Origin of the sequence: Acinetobacter sp. C15 (assembly GCF_013420645.1) — a bacterium.
Taxonomy (GTDB): domain Bacteria; phylum Pseudomonadota; class Gammaproteobacteria; order Pseudomonadales; family Moraxellaceae; genus Acinetobacter; species Acinetobacter indicus.
In genome coordinates, this window is the sequence record NZ_VOXR01000019.1 from 13,281 (window position 1) to 30,807 (window position 17,527).

Consider the following 17,527-nt stretch of genomic DNA (forward strand, 5'->3'; position numbering starts at 1 on the left):
CTATCTATGTTTAAAAAAACCACAGCACCACAAGATCCACTGATTTTGCAGCTGATGCCCATTGTGACACAGGCATGTGAAATCTTGCGAGAAGAATATCAGCGTTATTGTTCCGGTGCCGATTTTGATATTGAACACAAAAGCGATGAATCGCCCGTAACCCAGGCCGATTTTCGGGTGAATGCCTTCATTACAGAACAGCTGGCCCAGCAGTTTCCAGATGTGCCGCTACTGTCAGAAGAAGGCGCAGTTTATGATCGGGCGCGGTGGGACACGTTCTGGCTGCTTGATCCACTCGATGGCACCAAAGAGTTTTTACATCAACGTCCGGAATTTACCATTAACCTGAGTCTGGTCGAAGGCATTCATACCACCTTTGCCATTCTGGCGATTCCGGGCGAGCAAACGGTGTATATCTGCCCCAAACAGGGCCTGCCGCTACGGTTTAATATCCAGCAACAGCAATGGTACGCCTATCTATATGTAGACAGTGGTCCGCAGATTCAAGTCGGTTTAAGTCAAAGTAGCCAAAATAAACCGGTCTATGAGCAGTATCTACAGGCGCTCGCTACGATTGAACAGGACTATACGGTTTTTCGTGCTGGCAGTGCTTATAAGTTCTGCATGATGCTGGAAGATAAAGTGGATTTATATCCGCGTTTTCACCCAACCAGTGAATGGGACACCAGTGCTGGCCAATGCCTGATTGAACGGATTGGCGGTGGCCTGATTGATTTTCAGGGACGGCCATTTTTATATAACTATCGTGATACGCTGTTAAATGGCAATTTTATTGCCTATAAAAATGCCGAAATGAAAGAGATTGCCTTGCGTGCTCTAGCACTTATGGCGAATGAACATTGAGCTAATTTGCCAACATGCTATAGTGGGCTTAACACCTTTGTATTTGGCTTGATCCATGGCGTTAGAGCTGCTTCCACCGAGTATGTTAAAGGCAATTGATTTATTGCCCGATGTACATACTCCCGTGACCTTGTTTACCCGGCATTCCATTCGTGAAAATGTGGCTGGACAGGGGCTGGCGGGCTATGATTTGCAGTTAACCGGTCCGGGGCGTGAACTGGCGCAAAAATGGGGGGCTTATCTCATTGACCATAGCGGACGCGCCATTCAGCATTGTATCTCTAGTCCGATCCAGCGCTGTGTCGATACTGCCGCCTTAATGATTGAAGGCGCCGACTCGGTACATATTGCGCCAAATACCCATCATATTGAAATTGTCGAGCAGGGTTTGCTGGTTGAGCCGGGCAGTTTTGTGCTGGACATCAAGCAGGCCGGGCCATATTTTCGTCAGCAGGGTGCGTTGGGCTTTATTAACAGCTTTGTCAATAATGCCTTGCCGGGCATGAAACATCCGATTCATGGCGTGGTGGATGTGCTGGAACTGATTTATAACACTCATCCTAACAGTCCGGGCGGCCTAAGTCTGGCGGTCAGTCATGACACCATTCTGGCTGCGATTATTGCGGTAATTTCAGGGCGTAATGAAGTGTCACAGGAAGACTGGCCACAAATGATGGAAGGGCTGTTTGTCTGGTTTGAAGGTGAAAATTTTCTGGAATCACAGTTGAAATGGATCTGGCGCGGCAAAGTACATACCTTGGATATCTCGCAGTTTCATCAAAAAGTTTAATATAAATTTGCGCTGGGGATGGTTTGTGAAGGTGAGCTATGGCTGGCTTTAATATATCTTGCTCACACTCAAAAAAAATCCACCTAAAATGACTATGTGTTACGCCTATTTCTATTGGGGTGCAAGAGTCTTGTTTGTCTAAAAATCGCCTAAATCAAAATTTTCTTTTCTGCTGCATTTTTGTCCATCATTTAAAAAAAATAAAAATAAGCTGTCTCTTTCTCTGTCCAATAAAGTACAACACATTGCTTTAGATTTTAAATTACTCTAATATAATTTCTTAAATCATTGAAAAATATGTGTTTATTTTTTATTTTTAGTCATAAATTGACATTGGGGTAAAATAAATAGTGAAAAGTGTGATCAAGTTTCCGCTTAGTTTGTTAAGTGTAAGTATATTGTCGTTTATGCTGACGGCATGTGGCGGTGGTGGTAGTGATGGAGAAAGTCAACAGCCGAACAATGGGACAGCACCAGATGCTCCGCTGCATGGAAGTCATTATCCTGAGCCAACGCAAGATGTGGTAAGTCCATCTGTTTTGGGTTTTTATGATTTTAATGCCCAGTCTGAATCACGTGAAGTGCGTAATGATTTAACAGGTTCTTTGCAGGCGATGGTGCAGTTTGCCCAAGGCCATGTGGTTGACCCGAATGGTAACGAAGAGAAAAAAATGCCACGTTTAACCGCAGAACGGGAGGCATTGTTATTAATCACACCGATGCAGGAGATGGATCAGATTAATGCACTGCAGGTTGAGGTGTATCAGAATGAACGGCTGTTACGCCGTATCAACCTGGCTGATCCGACTCAAATTCCGGCCTCGGACCAGAGCAATCGTGATGGCCGTGCAGAAGTGCGCTACAGTAAACGGGCCTGGTCAGCGCGCTTAAACTGGGATGAAGTACGTCCGGGCTTAAAATTACGGATCATTGACAGCAAAAACCGCAGTGGTGATTTACTGGCAGAGCAGATTGATTTTGCTGCGCCTGGTGAACTGGTACTAAATAATATCCGGATTGGACTGCTCACTGCGCCGCCACATTCAACAGGACATGCCATGCTGCTTGAACCGGAAAATTCAGGCACAGACTATTTCCAGACCATTCCGGCAGCGCACATGACGGTGGCTAAATATGATGATATTCAGCTGGATCGGGTGATGGTGGCCAACGGCACCATCTACGACAGTCAAAGTGCAGGCGAAGGCGGTGTTTATTCGGGGGATATGCGTGAAAACACGGCGAAATCGACCTTTAGTGTGGGAATTAACTTGGCCAACTGGGGGGTGACCAGTGCTTCGATGCTCAGTCAGCAACAGCCTCAACTGACTCAAACTGTGGTAACTCACCATGCGCGGGGTAAATATAGCAATGGTGAACAGACCCATGGCTTGAGTGGCGGTAACGGCATGTTGACCCTGTATAACTCGGTGGGTAACGAATTTAGCCATGAAATTGGCCATCATTATGGTTTAGGCCATTATCCGGGCTCTTTTAAAGTAGATGATACCACCACCAATTATTTCTGGTCGGCACATCATGCCGATAGTGGCTGGGGCTATATAGGCTATCGCAACAAAATGCGCGGTAATTTGGCCTGGCAATCCTCCAATCTGGGCGATGGCAAAAACGGGGTGCCAAATTTCCTGAAACTGTATCCGTATGGTTGGGATGCCATGTCAGGCGGTGCCACCAATAGCAGTATTTCACGTTATACCCATTACACCGGTTATAGTACCTTTTTGCGTATCCAGCCGCATTTTACCAATCGTCATGTGTGGGATGAAAGCTCGCCATCCGGCTATAAACGCTGGAATCCGGACAGCCGCCAGATGGAAGTGGTCTATCCGAAAGTGCCGAATTCAAGCGAGGTCTGGTATAACAGCGCCGATGGCTATTATTTAAAACCGCGTTTATTTGGGGTGCCGGTGATTACCATTATTGGCGGCTATGATCCGGAAACCCAGCAAGGGGTGTTGTATCCGGCAGCACGCAGCAACTGGGGCAATGTCTATGATTTGCCGGCTGCACAGCGTGGCGCAGAGCAGGCGGCTTGCTGGTTAGATGTTCAATATACCAATCGCAGCCAGAACGTGGCTTTGGCACCTCATCGTATGCGTGGTAATGCCAATAAGCTGCATGTGAACCTGGCCATTACAGATCAGCCGCAACAGGTTAATTTGTACTGCAAAAAAGCCAATGAAGCCGAGAAATTATTATCGACACTTACGATTCCTCAATACGGCACTGCCATTTCAGCTGCTGTAAAAATTGGACGTGAGGATGGTTATACGGCGCTTAGAAAAGTGGAATTGCCGGAATTCCAGCAGCAATTGGAAGCACAGGCCAATCAGGCGGTGATCGCTTTAAAGCCAGCTGCACAATTACTATATGATTCTTATGCAGAAAATCGTCATGAATTGAGTGCACTAGCTCAGCAGCAGTTGCAGCGTTATGAACAGCAGCAACAGAACATCTACCGTTTGAATCGCTGGATGAATGTCTACCGTGCCGATCTGGAGCATGCAAAACCTGAAGCGCAAACAGCGCTGGAAGGCTTCGTGACGCAGTTGGGACTGGCCAATGAAGATCTTCTGGCTGAAGCAACGCTACTTAAAAACAGAAATAACTGTTTGAAAGTGGAAACTCTGGCGACAGGTCAGAAAAATGTCTATATCAGTGGTGCAAGCGCCTGTACCGGAGATGACACCGAGCAATGGATTTATGATGGTTTGGGCCGGATTCATAGTAAAGCCGAGATAGATTTGTGTTTAAGCAATAACAGCAATGTAGTAACACTGGCCAGCTGTAGCACCACACAGGACAGTCAGGTGTGGACAATGCATACAGAAACCGGAACCATCCGCCAGGGTGCTCAATGTTTTGATCTGGAACATGGCTATTTAAAAGACAATCGTGCCCGTTTAATCCGCTATGGCTGTACCGGTGGGGCTAACCAGCAATGGACCCAGTTAAGCGCTAATAATAGTCTGCAACTGGCTTATTTAACCCCAGAAAACTTAAGACTGATGCTGAAATAACAATTCATATTCAACATTCTAGTCTGAATTATATAAACACCTTCTAAGTAGTTTAGGAGGTGTTTTTTTATGGGGGATGTTGTGGCAATCAAAAATATAGGGGGACAGATTTATTTTCTAGTGATGGTAGGTCGTGTGATGGTTAGATGTTTTTTAGACGGTTTAGTGTGGAATTGAGATGGAATCGATCGGGACGTAAACGTATTGAGGATAAGATCGGACCAAAATAAAATCTACAGATACAAAAAAAGCCCTGAATCAGGGCTCTTTCTGCTTTGCGATTAGTTAGAAGCTAATGCTTTAACTTGCGCGTTCAAGCGGCTCTTATGACGAGCAGCTTTATTTTTATGGATGATGCCTTTATCAGCCATGCGGTCGATTACAGGTACAGCTTTTTTGTAAGCTTCTGAAGCAACAGCATAGTCACCAGCAGCGATAGCAGCTACTGTACGTTTAAGATAGGTACGAACCATAGAACGCAAGCTTGCGTTATGTTTACGTGCTTTAACGTTTTGACGAGCACGTTTTTTAGCTTGAGCAGAGTTTGCCACTCGTGCACTCCTTGAAATAGATTGGTCTGGGCGGGCCGCAATTCAACTGAAAACCACATCAGCAGAATTTCACCAGCCCGTAAACAAGTGCCATATTTTGATTAAACAATGCGTCGAAGTCAAGTCTTGACAAGCTTTGACAACATTTAAGATGCAGAAAAAAATGAAAGAAAACGTTAGATTAGTGTGAGTGCCTGAATATTGGATAAAAAATGACTCAAATCATAAAAAAAGCCATTGTCATTGGATCGACCGGTTTGGTCGGCCGGGCACTGGTTTCTGCCTTAAATGATCATCCTGCCTGTCAGCAGGTTACGGCGGTGGTGCGTCGTCCGGATGCAGCCTTTGAACAGATGGCCAAAGTACAGCCATTGGTGCTGGAAGATTTACTGATGCTGAATGATCAGGATGTCAGCGAGCATAGTCATGGCTTTAGCTGTTTGGGTACCACCCTGAAAAAAGCCGGCTCAAAAGATAACTTTTATGCGACCGACTTTACTATCAATGCCCATTTTGCCGAGCTGTTGCAGCAAACCTCTGCCCATTATCTGCTGGTCAGTGCCTTGGGGGCCAATGCCAGATCGCCATTTTTTTATAATCGGGTCAAAGGTGAACTGGAACAGTACATTCAGAACTTATCTTTAAGCAAAGTTTCACTGCTGCGCCCATCTTTATTGCTAGGCGAGCGTCAGGATGCACGTTTTCTGGAAGATCTGTCACAGCAGCTGTTTCAGCGCTGTTCATCTTTTTTGCCTAAAAATTTTAAACATCGGCCAGTGACAGCCGGGCAGGTGGCTCATACTATGGTCGAGGCTGCCTTAACTCAAACTGAAAAGTTTGAAATTTATGATAATTTACGCATACAACATACAAAATGAGGGAAACACACGTGTCTACAGTCGCTTTCGTTACTTGTGATTTGCTGGATGATAACCCGGATAAACAGCTGCAAGTGGTCACCCCATCAATGGATGGTAAATTTTTCAAAAGCTATGGCGCGCGTAAAAGTTTTGGCGGTCAGGTGGTGACGGTAAAATGCTTTGAAGATAATTCGCGTGTAAAAGAATTACTGGCGACTGAAGGCCAGGGCAAGGTGCTGGTGGTGGATGGTGGTGCGTCAATGCGCTGTGCACTTATGGGCGACCTGATTGCCGAATCTGCAGTAAAAAACAACTGGAATGGTGTGATTATTTACGGTTGTGTACGTGATGTCGATGCCATTGCCGAACTGGATTTAGGCGTACATGCGCTGGCAGCAATTCCACAAAAAAGTAACCGTAAAGGCGTGGGTGAGGTCGATATTCCGCTCAGCTTTGGTGGTGTGAATATTCAGTCGGGTGATTATATTTATGCCGATAATAATGGTATTGTGGTGGCCAAAGAAGCATTGGTGGAGCTGTAATCAACCCGATTCGGCATTCATCTTCTAGAACATAACAAGAACAGGAAGGTCATGATGTTGCATCATCAAATTAAAGTGGTACAGGCATTGGCTTCTGCTTTGACCGAAGGCGGGCGCGGAAGCAATGGCACAGCATTTCCCAAGCAACCTGAGCAGCCGCTCAAGTTGTATGAGTTTGAAGGTTCACCATTTTGTCGACGTGTACGCGAAGTCATGACCTTGCTGAATCTGGATTATGAAGTCTATCCCTGTCCTAAAGGTGGTAAAAAATACCGTCCGCAGGTCAAGGAATTGGGCGGTAAACTGCAATTTCCATTTCTGGTAGATGAAAATACCGGAGATCGTCTCTACGAATCGAAGCAGATTATTCATCATCTGTTTAAACACTATGGCAAAAGCGGGAAAACCCCGCGGCGCTATGCACATTATCCAAAAATTCCCTTTGTGGCCTTTGCTGGTACGCTGCTTAATGGTGCACGCGGGGTCTGGGTCAAGAAAAAGATTAAAAACCGTGCGGCACCAGAGCAACTGCTGGAGCTGTGGGGTTTTGAAGCCAGTCCGTATACGCGCATTGTGCGCAGTACCTTAACCGAGCTGGAATTGCCTTTTATTTTCCATAATGTGGCCAAAGAGCGCTGGCAGGATCAGGGGCTGGCCAAATTACGTTTAAAGCCAGGTAAATATGTACCTTTAAAGGGCGGTAAACGTGAGAAAGTCTTGGCACTGATGGGAGAGAATATTCAGGTGCCTTATCTGGTTGATCCGAATACCGGCGCTCATATGTTTGAATCGGATGATATTGTGCATTATTTGCAGCGCCAGTATGGTTAAAACTCTCAAGTTAAAAGCATCTTCGGATGCTTTTTTGTTTTTATAAAGATATCCGCGTTCAAACGCTGGATCTCCACGCTAAAGCCGATACACTAGGCACAGCGAATTTCAGGATATCAGTATATGTTCAATAAAGTGGCGCAACTGTTTAAAAGCAAGCCCTCTCCAGAAGCAGAATTTCTGGCTGAACATCAGATTCAGTTTGATCCGCAACATGGCTATATCGTCGATGGTATTGTGCTGAATGAGGCTTTATCGGAGCGGCTGGAGTATTTGTCCAATCGGCGTATGAACCGTTTTGATGACCTGAAAGAACTGTATTTTACCGCCATGCTGATCAATGAAAAAATTGATCTGGAAATTGCCACGCAAAGCTTTGTAACGCGTTTGGGCAACACAGAAGAAAACCTGTTGCAGTTTAAAAGTATTGTGAAACGCCTGAATGATTATTATCGTCAGTTCTTGCGTGAGAAAAAGTAAGCTTCAATCCATTTTTCAGCCAGATGCGGTCTCATTTTTCAGATAAAGATTAAGAAAAATTAACGTAATGGATGGAAATGCTCGTGTTAGTATAAGCCGCATGTTGATTAGACCTAAAAGCTATATACATGTTCCAACACGAAAGCTCCCAACTCAATCTGAAACAATTAAAAACGGGCGAAAAACGCTGGGTGGGCAATTTGCAGGGCTCATCCGCGGCCTTGCTGATCAAGCAGCTGAGTACCCAGCATAAACAGTTATTGATTGTGGTGGCGCGTAACAGCCAGCATCTGGGGCAGTTGGAAAGCGAATTTGAGTTTTACGGTATTCAACCGACCATTTTCCCGGATTGGGAAATTTTACCTTATGACCGTTTATCACCGCATCAGGATATTGTCTCTGAGCGTCTGGCGATTTTATCGAATATGCCACAGCAGGGCGTGCTGCTGGTGTCGGCTGCAACCCTGGCGCAGCGTGTGGCGCCAACCTCTTGGGTCTTAGGTGAGCATTTTGATATTCAGGTTGGCCAGAAATTTGAACTGGAACAGCAAAAGAAACGCCTGATTCAGGCTGGTTATCATCTGGTCGATACAGTCTATGATCATGGTGAATTTGCGGTGCGCGGCAGTATTATGGATATTTTTGCTTCAGGGCAAGAAGCACCAATCCGGATTGACCTGTTTGATGATGAAATTGAAAGCCTGAAGTTTTTTGATCCGGAAACCCAGCGGACCACCCAAACCATTCAGCAATTTTCAGTACTACCCGCCAAAGAGTTTCCTTTAAAAGAAGGCCGTTCGCTGTTCCGCGATCGTTATGCAGAATTATTCCCAAGTGCAAATCCAAAGAAAAGCCCGGTGTATCAGGATGTGCTCGATGGCATTGCCTCGCCAGGGATAGAGTTCTATTTTCCGTTATTCTTTAGCGCTCAGGCAATGGCTGCCGAAAGTACCTTAATGGCGTACTTACCTGAGAATGGCATTGTCATTACAGATAAAGGGCTGGAAGAAAGTTTAAACAGCTTCTGGCAGGAAGTAAACCGCCGTTATGAAGATCGCCGGCATAATATTGACCAGCCTATTTTGCCGCCAGAACAACTGTTTTTATCACCGCAGCAGGTGCTGGGACAGTTAAACCAGTTTGGCCGCATCATCGCCTCGGCAGATCATTTTGCCGAAAAAGCCGGTGTGGTAAATCTGGCCACTGAAGCACCACCTAAACTGCCGGTCGATCCGAAACGGGAAAAACCGTTCAGTCTGGTCAAAGAATATATTAACGCGGCCAATCATCCGGTGTTGCTGGTTGCAGAAAGTGCTGGTCGCCGTGAAACTTTGAAAGATGCGCTGCGTTCCACTCTGGGAGAAATCCCAACGGTTGAGAACTTTGCTGAATTCCAGAAATCTTTATACGCCGTTGCCATTACCAACGCTCCTTTAGATCGTGGTCTGGTAATTCAGGGCCAGCTTTCGGTCATTTCGGAAAATCAGCTCTATGAACATCGTGTGGTTCAACGTCGGCGTAAACGTCAGCAGGAAGTCTCGGAAGAGTTTTTAATACGCAGTCTGACCGAGCTGAGTATTGGCGCGCCGGTGGTACATATTGATCACGGTGTGGGGCGTTATGCCGGACTGGTGACGCTGGAAATTGATCAGCAGGATCATGAATTCTTGCAGCTCGATTATGCCGATGGCGCCAAAGTCTATGTGCCAGTGACTAATTTGCATTTAATTAGCCGCTATAGTGGTGGCGATCCGGATTTGGCGCCGCTACATAAACTTGGCACTGATGCCTGGAACAAGGCCAAGCGTAAAGCTTTGGAGCAGATTCATGATGTTGCAGCTGAGTTGCTACATATACAGGCACGCCGTCAGTCCAAACCGGGCTATGCCTTTGAGCTGGATGAAAAACTGTATATGCAGTTTGCGTCCGGGTTTGCCTATGAAGCAACCCTGGATCAGGCCAATGCCATTGAAGCAACCTTATATGATATGCAGCAGGCCAAACCGATGGACCGTCTGGTTTGTGGGGATGTTGGCTTTGGTAAAACCGAAGTGGCCATGCGTGCCGCCTTTGTCGCCGTGCAAAATAATAAACAGGTAGCGGTCTTGGTACCGACCACCTTGCTGGCACAGCAGCATTATGAATCCTTTAAAGACCGTTTTGCCGACTGGCCGGTGCGTATTGAAGTCCTGTCGCGTTTTGGTTCATCCAAAACCCATACTAAAATCATTGAAGATTTGGCCGAAGCCAAAGTCGATATTGTGATTGGTACCCATAAAATTTTGCAGGAAAATGTCCAGTTCAAACAGCTGGGCCTGATGATTGTCGATGAAGAACACCGTTTCGGTGTGCGCGATAAAGAGCGGATTAAAGCCTTACGCGCCGATGTCGATATGCTGACCTTAACGGCAACCCCCATTCCACGTACCTTGAATATGGCCTTTAGTGGCATGCGCGATTTATCCATCATTGCCACACCACCAGCGCGTCGTTTAGCCGTAAAAACCTTTGTGCAGGAACAGACTGGTGATTCAGTCAAAGAAGCGATTTTGCGTGAATTGCTGCGTGGCGGTCAGGTGTATTTCCTGCATAATGAAGTCGATACCATTGAACGTGCAGCAGAAAATATCCGCCAGCTGGTGCCGGAAGCACGGGTAGCAGTCGCACATGGCCAGATGCGTGAGCGTGAACTGGAGCAGGTGATGCAGCAGTTCTATCATAAAGAATATAATGTGCTGGTCTGTTCCACCATTATTGAAACCGGGATTGATGTCCCGAATGCCAATACCATTTTAATTGAACGCGCCGACAAGCTCGGCCTGGCGCAATTACATCAGTTACGTGGCCGGGTTGGACGTTCGCACCATCAGGCCTATGCCTATTTGCTGGTGCCGTCGATTAAAGGCTTAAAAGGTGATGCTGAAAAACGTCTGGATGCGATTCAGCGTGCATCGACCTTGGGAGCTGGTTTTATGCTGGCCACAGAAGACCTGGAAATTCGTGGTGCCGGTGAACTCCTCGGGGAACAGCAAAGCGGCTCGATGCAGGCCATTGGTTATAGCCTATATATGGAAATGCTGGAAAAAGCCACCAAAGCCATTCAAAAAGGCAAAACCCCAAATTTCGATGCGCCGTTGTCGTTAACAGCGGAAATCAACCTGCACATGCCAGCCTTGATTCCGGATGAGTATCTGGGCGATGTGCATCAGCGTTTATTATTCTATAAACGTATCAGCAATACCGATACACAGGAAAAACTCGACAACATCCGTATGGAACTGATTGACCGTTTTGGTATTCCACCACAACCGGTAAAACAGCTATTTGCCGTGCATCAGCTGCGTCTGAAAGCCGAGCAGCTCGGTATTACCAAAATTGATGTGGGTGCCAATGGTGGCAATATCGAGTTTTCACCAGATACCCCGGTGCAGGCAATCAGCATTATCCAGATGATGCAGAAACATCCGACCTATTTCCGGATGGATGGCGGACAGCGTTTAAAAGTCATGGTGCTGCTGGATGAACATCAAAAACGGATTCAGTTTATTTCCGATTTGCTGGAGCAACTGCTGCGTGAGCTGCCAGCCTGAGTTAGCGCTCAGTCCTGATGCAATTCCTGCTGTTTATTTAATCGCTGACTGCGCAAAGAAGTCTTGATTATTTAAGGAAATTTATTGAAGATAGGGGATTGCTCTGGCTGGCTGCAAATAGTGTGTTATTTGTGGTGAAACGGCCGTTATAGAATATTCACGTCCTTTGGGATGTGATAGTATTAGCCATCATTCTAATTTGCGTCATTTATAAAGATATGTTTAGTTTGCATCCACAACTTGCTCAAGATACTTTTTTTGTAGGCGACTTTCCCTTGTCAACATGTCGTTTAATGAATGATATGCAATTTCCTTGGCTCATTCTTATTCCACGTGTGCCGGGCATTACCGAACTCTATGAATTAAGCCAGGCCGATCAGGAACAGTTCCTGCGTGAATCGAGCTGGTTATCTAGCCAACTGTCACGTGTATTCCGTGCCGATAAAATGAATGTTGCTGCACTGGGCAACATGGTGCCACAATTGCATTTCCATCATGTGGTGCGTTATCAAAATGATGTGGCATGGCCAAAACCGGTCTGGGGAACACCAGCAGTACCGTATAACAATGAAGTGCTGAACCATATGCGCCAAACGCTAATGTTGGCACTACGCGGTCAGGGCGATATGCCATTTGACTGGCGAATGGACTGATATTCGTGTTTGCATCATGCAGGGATGTATGGTGTGACCAGATCCGCTAAGGAGAGTAGAGTACGGTGTCACTAGGTTATTGGATGGATCGAGATCCTACACAATTTGATTACCTGCATCGGGTTATGGGCTATGCCAGTTTATCGCTGATCCTGATTGTCTATCATTACACCTATCCAGACACCCAGTACCAAATTTATATTCCGGTTTTATTGGCATTTTTGCTGTTTATTACCCCGAAACTGTCGCGCTGGCTACAATCTAAATATAACTATCAGATTAAAAGAAATATCTTATTTATTATAGATATTATGATTGTGGCCATCTGTCTGTCGGCCGTGCATTTAAATCTGGTCCTGACCTTTGCGGCTATTTTTGCCTTGCTGTATACCGCCATTAACGTCAAAGTGTCGTTCTTTTTGGTGTCGCTGGCGGCTTTATTTGCAGCGTCGGTATTCTATCTGTGCAATATTTTCGTATTTGGCTTTGGTGAATATTTTGAATACACCACCAATGAGCTGACCATTCTGGCCTTCCTGTGCATGATCGTGTATTTCGGGATGGGTAGTGTTTATCAGACCCGCCGGATTCGTGCCTCTAACCATAAGCGTGAACATTATTATCAGCAAATGAACCGCTATATGGAGTTTGCCAACCAGTTGAGCCGTTATGCGCCGCTTCAGCTCTGGCACTCGATCATGAAAGGCGAGTCAGAAGCCAAAATTGAATATAAACGTAAAAAACTCACCATCTTCTTTTCCGATATTCAGGGCTTTACCGAGCTGTCTGAAACCTTGATTCCAGACGATTTAGCCTACCTGCTGAATGATTATTTGAGTCATATGACTGAAATTGCCAAGCAGTATGAAGCCACCGTCGATAAGTTTATGGGGGATGCCATCCTGATTTTCTTTGGTGATCCAAGCAGTCAGGGTGTAGAAAATGATGCTAAGACCTGCGTTGAAATGGCTATTGCCATGCGCCAGCAAATGAAACTGCTGCGTGAACGCTGGATTAAAATGGGTTATCCGCCGCTACATATCCGCATGGGCATCAGTACCGGTTATTGCCACGTGGGTAACTATGGTGCGGCGCATCGGATGGCCTATACCATTGTCGGCCGCGATGCCAATCTGGCAGCGCGTTTGCAAAGCGCAGCCGAAGTTGATGAAATCCTGCTGTCAGATGATACCTATCAACTGGTGAAAAATGATTATCTGTGTGCGCCGAAAGCGCCAATTTTCCTGAAAGGTATTCAGGGTCCGGTGAAAACCTGGCAGGTCATGGAAAAATATGCGGCCAGAAAATCCGATTATCAGCGCTGGTTTGACTATGAATACAAAGGTTTTCATCTGTTGCTGAATCTGGATGAAGTGCAAAACTTTGAATATCCGGAACTGATTGGTGTGCTGGAAAAAATGATTAAACGGATTCAGACCCAGCAAAAACTGACCAACTCGCAGGGTATTGTGAAATTAAAACTGGAAGATGAAGTGATTGAAGAAGTCGAGGTTAATCGACCAGATCGGGAATTTCATTAAATTATAAAGATAGATGATCTGCTTGATCGAAGATTGTTGAGTGTTCTATCAAGTCAAAAAAACCACGCCGGAGCGTGGTTTTTCTGTTTTAAGTCTTAGTGATTTTCAGAAGCATGGTTAATGGTGTATTTTGGAATTTCAACTTCCAGATCTTCATCAACCACCTGTACCTGACATGATAAACGTGAGTCAGGTTCTAGACCCCAAGCACGATCTAACAGATCAGCTTCGACATCATTCATTTCTTCCAGGCTGTCAAAACCGCGGCGTACCACCACGTGACAGGTGGTGCAGGCACATGACATATCGCAGGCATGTTCAATTTTAATGCCGTTTTTTAACAGGCTTTCGCACAGGTTGGCATTTTGTTCAACTTCAAACTCAGCACCTTCTGGGCAGAATTGCGCATGTGGAAGTACTTTAATACGTGGCATAGTCTTTACCTTAAATTAGTTTGAGTTTGACCAGTCGTCGAGCTTGGTGCCTTTAAGAGCAGCATCAATATGCTGGTTCATGCGAAGCGCAGCAAAAGCATCACTGTGTATTTTAAGCTGTTCAATAGCCTGTTCAATAGCCTGAATATCGGTTGTTTCAAGCTGGCTGTACAAATGGGTTTTCGCACCATTCAATGCGTCCAGTTGTTCTGTGCTCAATAGCTGTGCATCAACTTTTAACGCCTGTTCCAAGGCTTCCAGTTCACGCTGTGCTTCGACCTTGGTTTCCTGTAAATGACGCAGGTGTTTGTCTTCTTCTGCGTATTTGAAACCGTCAAGCAGTAAACGCTCAGTATCCTCGCTAGATAAACCATAAGACGGTTTAATGTCGATGTGCGCAGAGACGCCAGAAGTCGTTTCTTTGGCAGAAACACTAAGCAGGCCATCGGCATCGACCTGAAAGGTCACTTCAATACGCGCCTGACCGGCAGTCATTGGTGGAATACCATGCAGGACAAAACGGCCTAAACTACGGCAATGCTCAACCAGATCACGTTCACCTTGCACCACATGAATCAGCATGGCGGTTTGTCCATCCTGATAAGTGGTGAATTCCTGACGACGCGCGACTGGAATTGCAGTATTACGTGAAATTAAACGCTCGACCAGACCGCCCATGGTTTCCAGACCTAAAGACAGTGGGGTGACGTCTAACAGCAATGAACCGTCTTTGGTATTACCAATCAGCTGATTGGCCGTAATAGAGGCGCCAATTGCAACCACTTCATCCGGGTTAATAGTACACAGCGGTTCTTGGTTAAATACCTCACGGACAGCTTTTTGCACGGCATAGGAGCGGGTAGAGCCGCCAACCAGTACTACGTTTTGAATATCGGTCAGTTCCAGTTTGGCATCGCGCAGTACGCGTTTGCAGACACTAATAGTCTTGTCTAACGCCACCTGAATAATGCTTTCAAAAGTCGCACGATCCAGTGTCAGTGTTTGGTCTAACAGTTGCAGTTCTACCGATTCCGCATCCGATAGCGCTTCTTTGGCCTGACGCGCTGCGACCACAAAGTGGGCATATTCAGTATCATTTAAGCTGGCAATATTCAGCTGTTTTTTCGCCCATTTGACAATTAAACGATCCAGATCATCACCACCTAATGCAGTGTGACCACCGGTCGCCAGTACTTCAAATACGCCTTGCGAGAAACGTAAAATTGATACGTCAAAGGTACCGCCGCCTAAGTCATAAATCACATAGTTGCGATCGGTGCTTAAATTGCTGTCCTGATCCAGACCATAGGCTACTGCAGCAGCAGTCGGTTCATTGAGTAAACGCAGCACATTCAGACCGGCCAGTTGAGCTGCATCACGTGTGGCTTGACGCTGGGCTTCATCAAAATAAGCCGGAACGGTAATTACTGCGCCATTGACCGGATTTTTCAGGCTGTCTTCAGCACGGTCTTTCAGCTGTTTTAAAATTTCAGCCGAGATTTCTACTGGTGTTTTACGACCCTGCGCAGTTTCAAAAGCCGGCATTTCATTGGCTTCACCCACTAAATCGTAAGGATGCTGAAATTTGATGTCTGCCTTGGAGCGACCCATAAAACGTTTTACTGAAACAATGGTATTTTTCGGATCGCTGGTGATAAACGGTTTGGCATCGTTGCCATATTGCGTGGTATTTTCGGCATAATGAACAATTGAGGGAAGTAACACACGACCTTGTTCATCATGAAGGACTTTGGCTTGCGCCGAAAGAACAGTGGCCACCAGTGAATGTGTGGTGCCTAAATCAATTCCAATCGCAATGCGATGTTCATGCGGTGCGCTTGATTGTCCTGGTTCTGCAATTTGCAAGAGCGCCATTGTGTTACATCCTTTGCACGTTAATTTGAAAAAATAAAATTAAAAATCGTCATCTAAGTCAAAGCTGTCATCGTCGAGGAAACGATCTTCAGCCTTGTCAATATCGGTCATGACTTTCTGGAAGAAACGCAATTTACGTACTGTATCGCGTGCTTCGCCCCAGTCATCATCTGCATAATCAATTTTAAATTCGCGAACCAGACCATCAATCCATTGCTGGACTTCGGTTTTCAGGGAAGCCAGTTCATCGGCAGAGCGGGCATCATCCAGCTGCTCACGAATTTCCAAGGCAGACTGTAAAAACTCGAAATCACTGATCGACTGATCCAGATGATAGTCCTGTTTTTTTAAGCTCAGTAAATAACCTGCGCGGCTGTCAACTTGAGATAAAACTTTATACGCCTGGTTGATTTCGCTGGACTGAATCAGGGCCTGGTCTTTATCTTCGGCTTTATCGGGGTGATATTGTTGCTGTAACTTTAAAAATTCTGCTTTTAAAGTAGCCAAATCAATATCGAGTGCTACAGGCAGGTTAAACAGCTCAAAATGATTCATGGGAGAGATAATCCGCGATTGATTACAAAAAAGGACTGCATAAATGCGATTAAAACAGTGTACAAGACACTGTTTTAATCTGCAAAAGAAGGGAAGGTCGGGAGTTAAACCGTGAAGGATTCACCACAACCACATTCACCTTTTTTATTCGGGTTATTGAATTCGAAGCCTTCATTCAAGCCGTTTTTGACATAGTCCATCTCTAAACCTTCAAGATAGACTAAACTTTTCGGGTCAACGAATACTTTTACACCGTGCTGTTCAAATACCTGATCGTATGCATTGACGTCATCAACAAACTCAAGCACATAGGCCAGACCCGAACAGCCGGAAGTTTTCACACCAACGCGAATACCTTCACCCTTACCGCGATTCTTTAAGTAATTGCTGATATGAGTTGCAGCATTTTCAGTTAAATGGATCATGAAAACTCCGTTAATCTGTCTTTAAAACGAGAAACAATTAAGCTTTTTGCTGTTTGGTACGATAGTCTTCAACAGCCGCTTTAATCGCGTCTTCTGCAAGTACAGAGCAGTGTACTTTAACTGGTGGTAAAGCCAGTTCGTTTGCAATATCAATATTTTTGATGGCTTGAGCTTCGTCCAAAGTTTTACCTTTTAACCACTCAGTCACCAGTGAGCTTGATGCAATTGCCGAGCCACAGCCATATGTTTTAAAGCGTGCTTCTTCAATTACACCGTCGTTATTCACTTGAATCTGTAAACGCATCACGTCGCCACATGCTGGTGCACCGACCATGCCTGTACCTACGTTGTCTGCATTTTTGTCTAAAACACCAACGTTGCGTGGGTTTTCGTAATGATCAATTACTTTTTCGCTATATGCCATTTTGCTTCTCCAAACCTCGGGGTCAGCGTTAATATTAATATGGGGTCAATATTCGTTTTATCAATGAGATG

16 protein-coding genes are annotated in these 17,527 nt (G+C 45.6%); 10 read left to right on the plus strand and 6 right to left on the minus strand.

The window, feature by feature from the left end:
- Positions 1 to 6 precede the first annotated feature (6 nt).
- From FTT63_RS09025 to FTT63_RS09035, 3 genes are all read left to right on the plus strand, one after another.
- The gene (locus FTT63_RS09025) at positions 7 to 864 is read left to right on the plus strand and encodes a 3'(2'),5'-bisphosphate nucleotidase CysQ (RefSeq protein WP_180192187.1); all 858 of its coding nucleotides are present in this window, start codon (positions 7 to 9) and stop codon (positions 862 to 864) included.
- A gap of 55 nt (positions 865 to 919) precedes the next feature.
- On the plus strand, positions 920 to 1,654 hold the full coding sequence (locus FTT63_RS09030; RefSeq protein ID WP_005178488.1) for a histidine phosphatase family protein: 735 nt from the start codon (positions 920 to 922) through the stop codon (positions 1,652 to 1,654).
- A 362-nt stretch (positions 1,655 to 2,016) separates the two neighbouring features.
- Positions 2,017 to 4,695, plus strand: a complete 2,679-nt coding sequence (locus tag FTT63_RS09035) for a M66 family metalloprotease (RefSeq protein WP_373685673.1) — start codon at positions 2,017 to 2,019, stop codon at positions 4,693 to 4,695.
- 281 nt (positions 4,696 to 4,976) lie between these two features.
- On the opposite strand, the gene rpsT is transcribed toward FTT63_RS09035, so the two are convergent.
- The gene (gene rpsT / locus FTT63_RS09040; protein ID WP_005178484.1) at positions 4,977 to 5,246 is read right to left on the minus strand and encodes a 30S ribosomal protein S20; all 270 of its coding nucleotides are present in this window, start codon (positions 5,244 to 5,246) and stop codon (positions 4,977 to 4,979) included.
- Between the two features lie 212 nt (positions 5,247 to 5,458).
- On the opposite strand from rpsT, the gene FTT63_RS09045 reads away from it, so the two are divergent.
- The 7 genes from FTT63_RS09045 to FTT63_RS09075 all read left to right on the plus strand — a co-directional run bounded on the left by FTT63_RS09045 (position 5,459) and on the right by FTT63_RS09075 (position 13,743).
- Positions 5,459 to 6,124, plus strand: coding sequence for an NAD(P)H-binding protein (locus FTT63_RS09045; protein WP_075167976.1), 666 nt, complete (start codon positions 5,459 to 5,461; stop codon positions 6,122 to 6,124).
- An 11-nt stretch (positions 6,125 to 6,135) separates the two neighbouring features.
- Positions 6,136 to 6,648, plus strand: a complete 513-nt coding sequence (gene rraA / locus FTT63_RS09050; RefSeq protein WP_075174541.1) for a ribonuclease E activity regulator RraA — start codon at positions 6,136 to 6,138, stop codon at positions 6,646 to 6,648.
- A 54-nt stretch (positions 6,649 to 6,702) separates the two neighbouring features.
- Positions 6,703 to 7,479, plus strand: coding sequence for a glutathione S-transferase N-terminal domain-containing protein (locus tag FTT63_RS09055; protein WP_180192188.1), 777 nt, complete (start codon positions 6,703 to 6,705; stop codon positions 7,477 to 7,479).
- 123 nt (positions 7,480 to 7,602) lie between these two features.
- Complete coding sequence (locus tag FTT63_RS09060) at positions 7,603 to 7,959, plus strand: hypothetical protein (protein WP_127800166.1); 357 nt, start codon at positions 7,603 to 7,605, stop codon at positions 7,957 to 7,959.
- Positions 7,960 to 8,087: 128 nt separating this feature from the next.
- The gene (gene mfd / locus FTT63_RS09065) at positions 8,088 to 11,549 is read left to right on the plus strand and encodes a transcription-repair coupling factor (protein ID WP_180192189.1); all 3,462 of its coding nucleotides are present in this window, start codon (positions 8,088 to 8,090) and stop codon (positions 11,547 to 11,549) included.
- Between the two features lie 218 nt (positions 11,550 to 11,767).
- A complete protein-coding gene (locus FTT63_RS09070) occupies positions 11,768 to 12,202 on the plus strand; it encodes an HIT domain-containing protein (RefSeq protein WP_005178471.1) in 435 nt (144 codons plus the stop codon).
- A gap of 83 nt (positions 12,203 to 12,285) precedes the next feature.
- On the plus strand, positions 12,286 to 13,743 hold the full coding sequence (locus FTT63_RS09075) for an adenylate/guanylate cyclase domain-containing protein (protein ID WP_171525163.1): 1,458 nt from the start codon (positions 12,286 to 12,288) through the stop codon (positions 13,741 to 13,743).
- Between the two features lie 95 nt (positions 13,744 to 13,838).
- Here the strand turns inward: FTT63_RS09075 and fdx are convergent, their stop codons facing one another.
- The 5 genes from fdx to iscU form a co-directional block, all read right to left on the minus strand.
- On the minus strand, positions 13,839 to 14,177 hold the full coding sequence (gene fdx / locus FTT63_RS09080; RefSeq protein WP_005178469.1) for an ISC system 2Fe-2S type ferredoxin: 339 nt from the start codon (positions 14,175 to 14,177) through the stop codon (positions 13,839 to 13,841).
- Positions 14,178 to 14,192: 15 nt separating this feature from the next.
- Entirely contained in the window at positions 14,193 to 16,052 is a 1,860-nt protein-coding gene (gene hscA, locus FTT63_RS09085) for a Fe-S protein assembly chaperone HscA (RefSeq protein WP_163170183.1), read from the minus strand.
- Between the two features lie 39 nt (positions 16,053 to 16,091).
- Positions 16,092 to 16,607, minus strand: a complete 516-nt coding sequence (gene hscB, locus FTT63_RS09090) for a Fe-S protein assembly co-chaperone HscB (protein ID WP_180192190.1) — start codon at positions 16,605 to 16,607, stop codon at positions 16,092 to 16,094.
- Positions 16,608 to 16,711: 104 nt separating this feature from the next.
- Positions 16,712 to 17,032: an iron-sulfur cluster assembly protein IscA gene (iscA, locus tag FTT63_RS09095; protein ID WP_005178462.1), complete on the minus strand. Its 321-nt coding sequence runs from the start codon at positions 17,030 to 17,032 to the stop codon at positions 16,712 to 16,714.
- A gap of 37 nt (positions 17,033 to 17,069) precedes the next feature.
- Positions 17,070 to 17,456, minus strand: coding sequence for a Fe-S cluster assembly scaffold IscU (gene iscU, locus FTT63_RS09100; protein WP_005178460.1), 387 nt, complete (start codon positions 17,454 to 17,456; stop codon positions 17,070 to 17,072).
- Between the last annotated feature and the right edge of the window lie 71 nt (positions 17,457 to 17,527).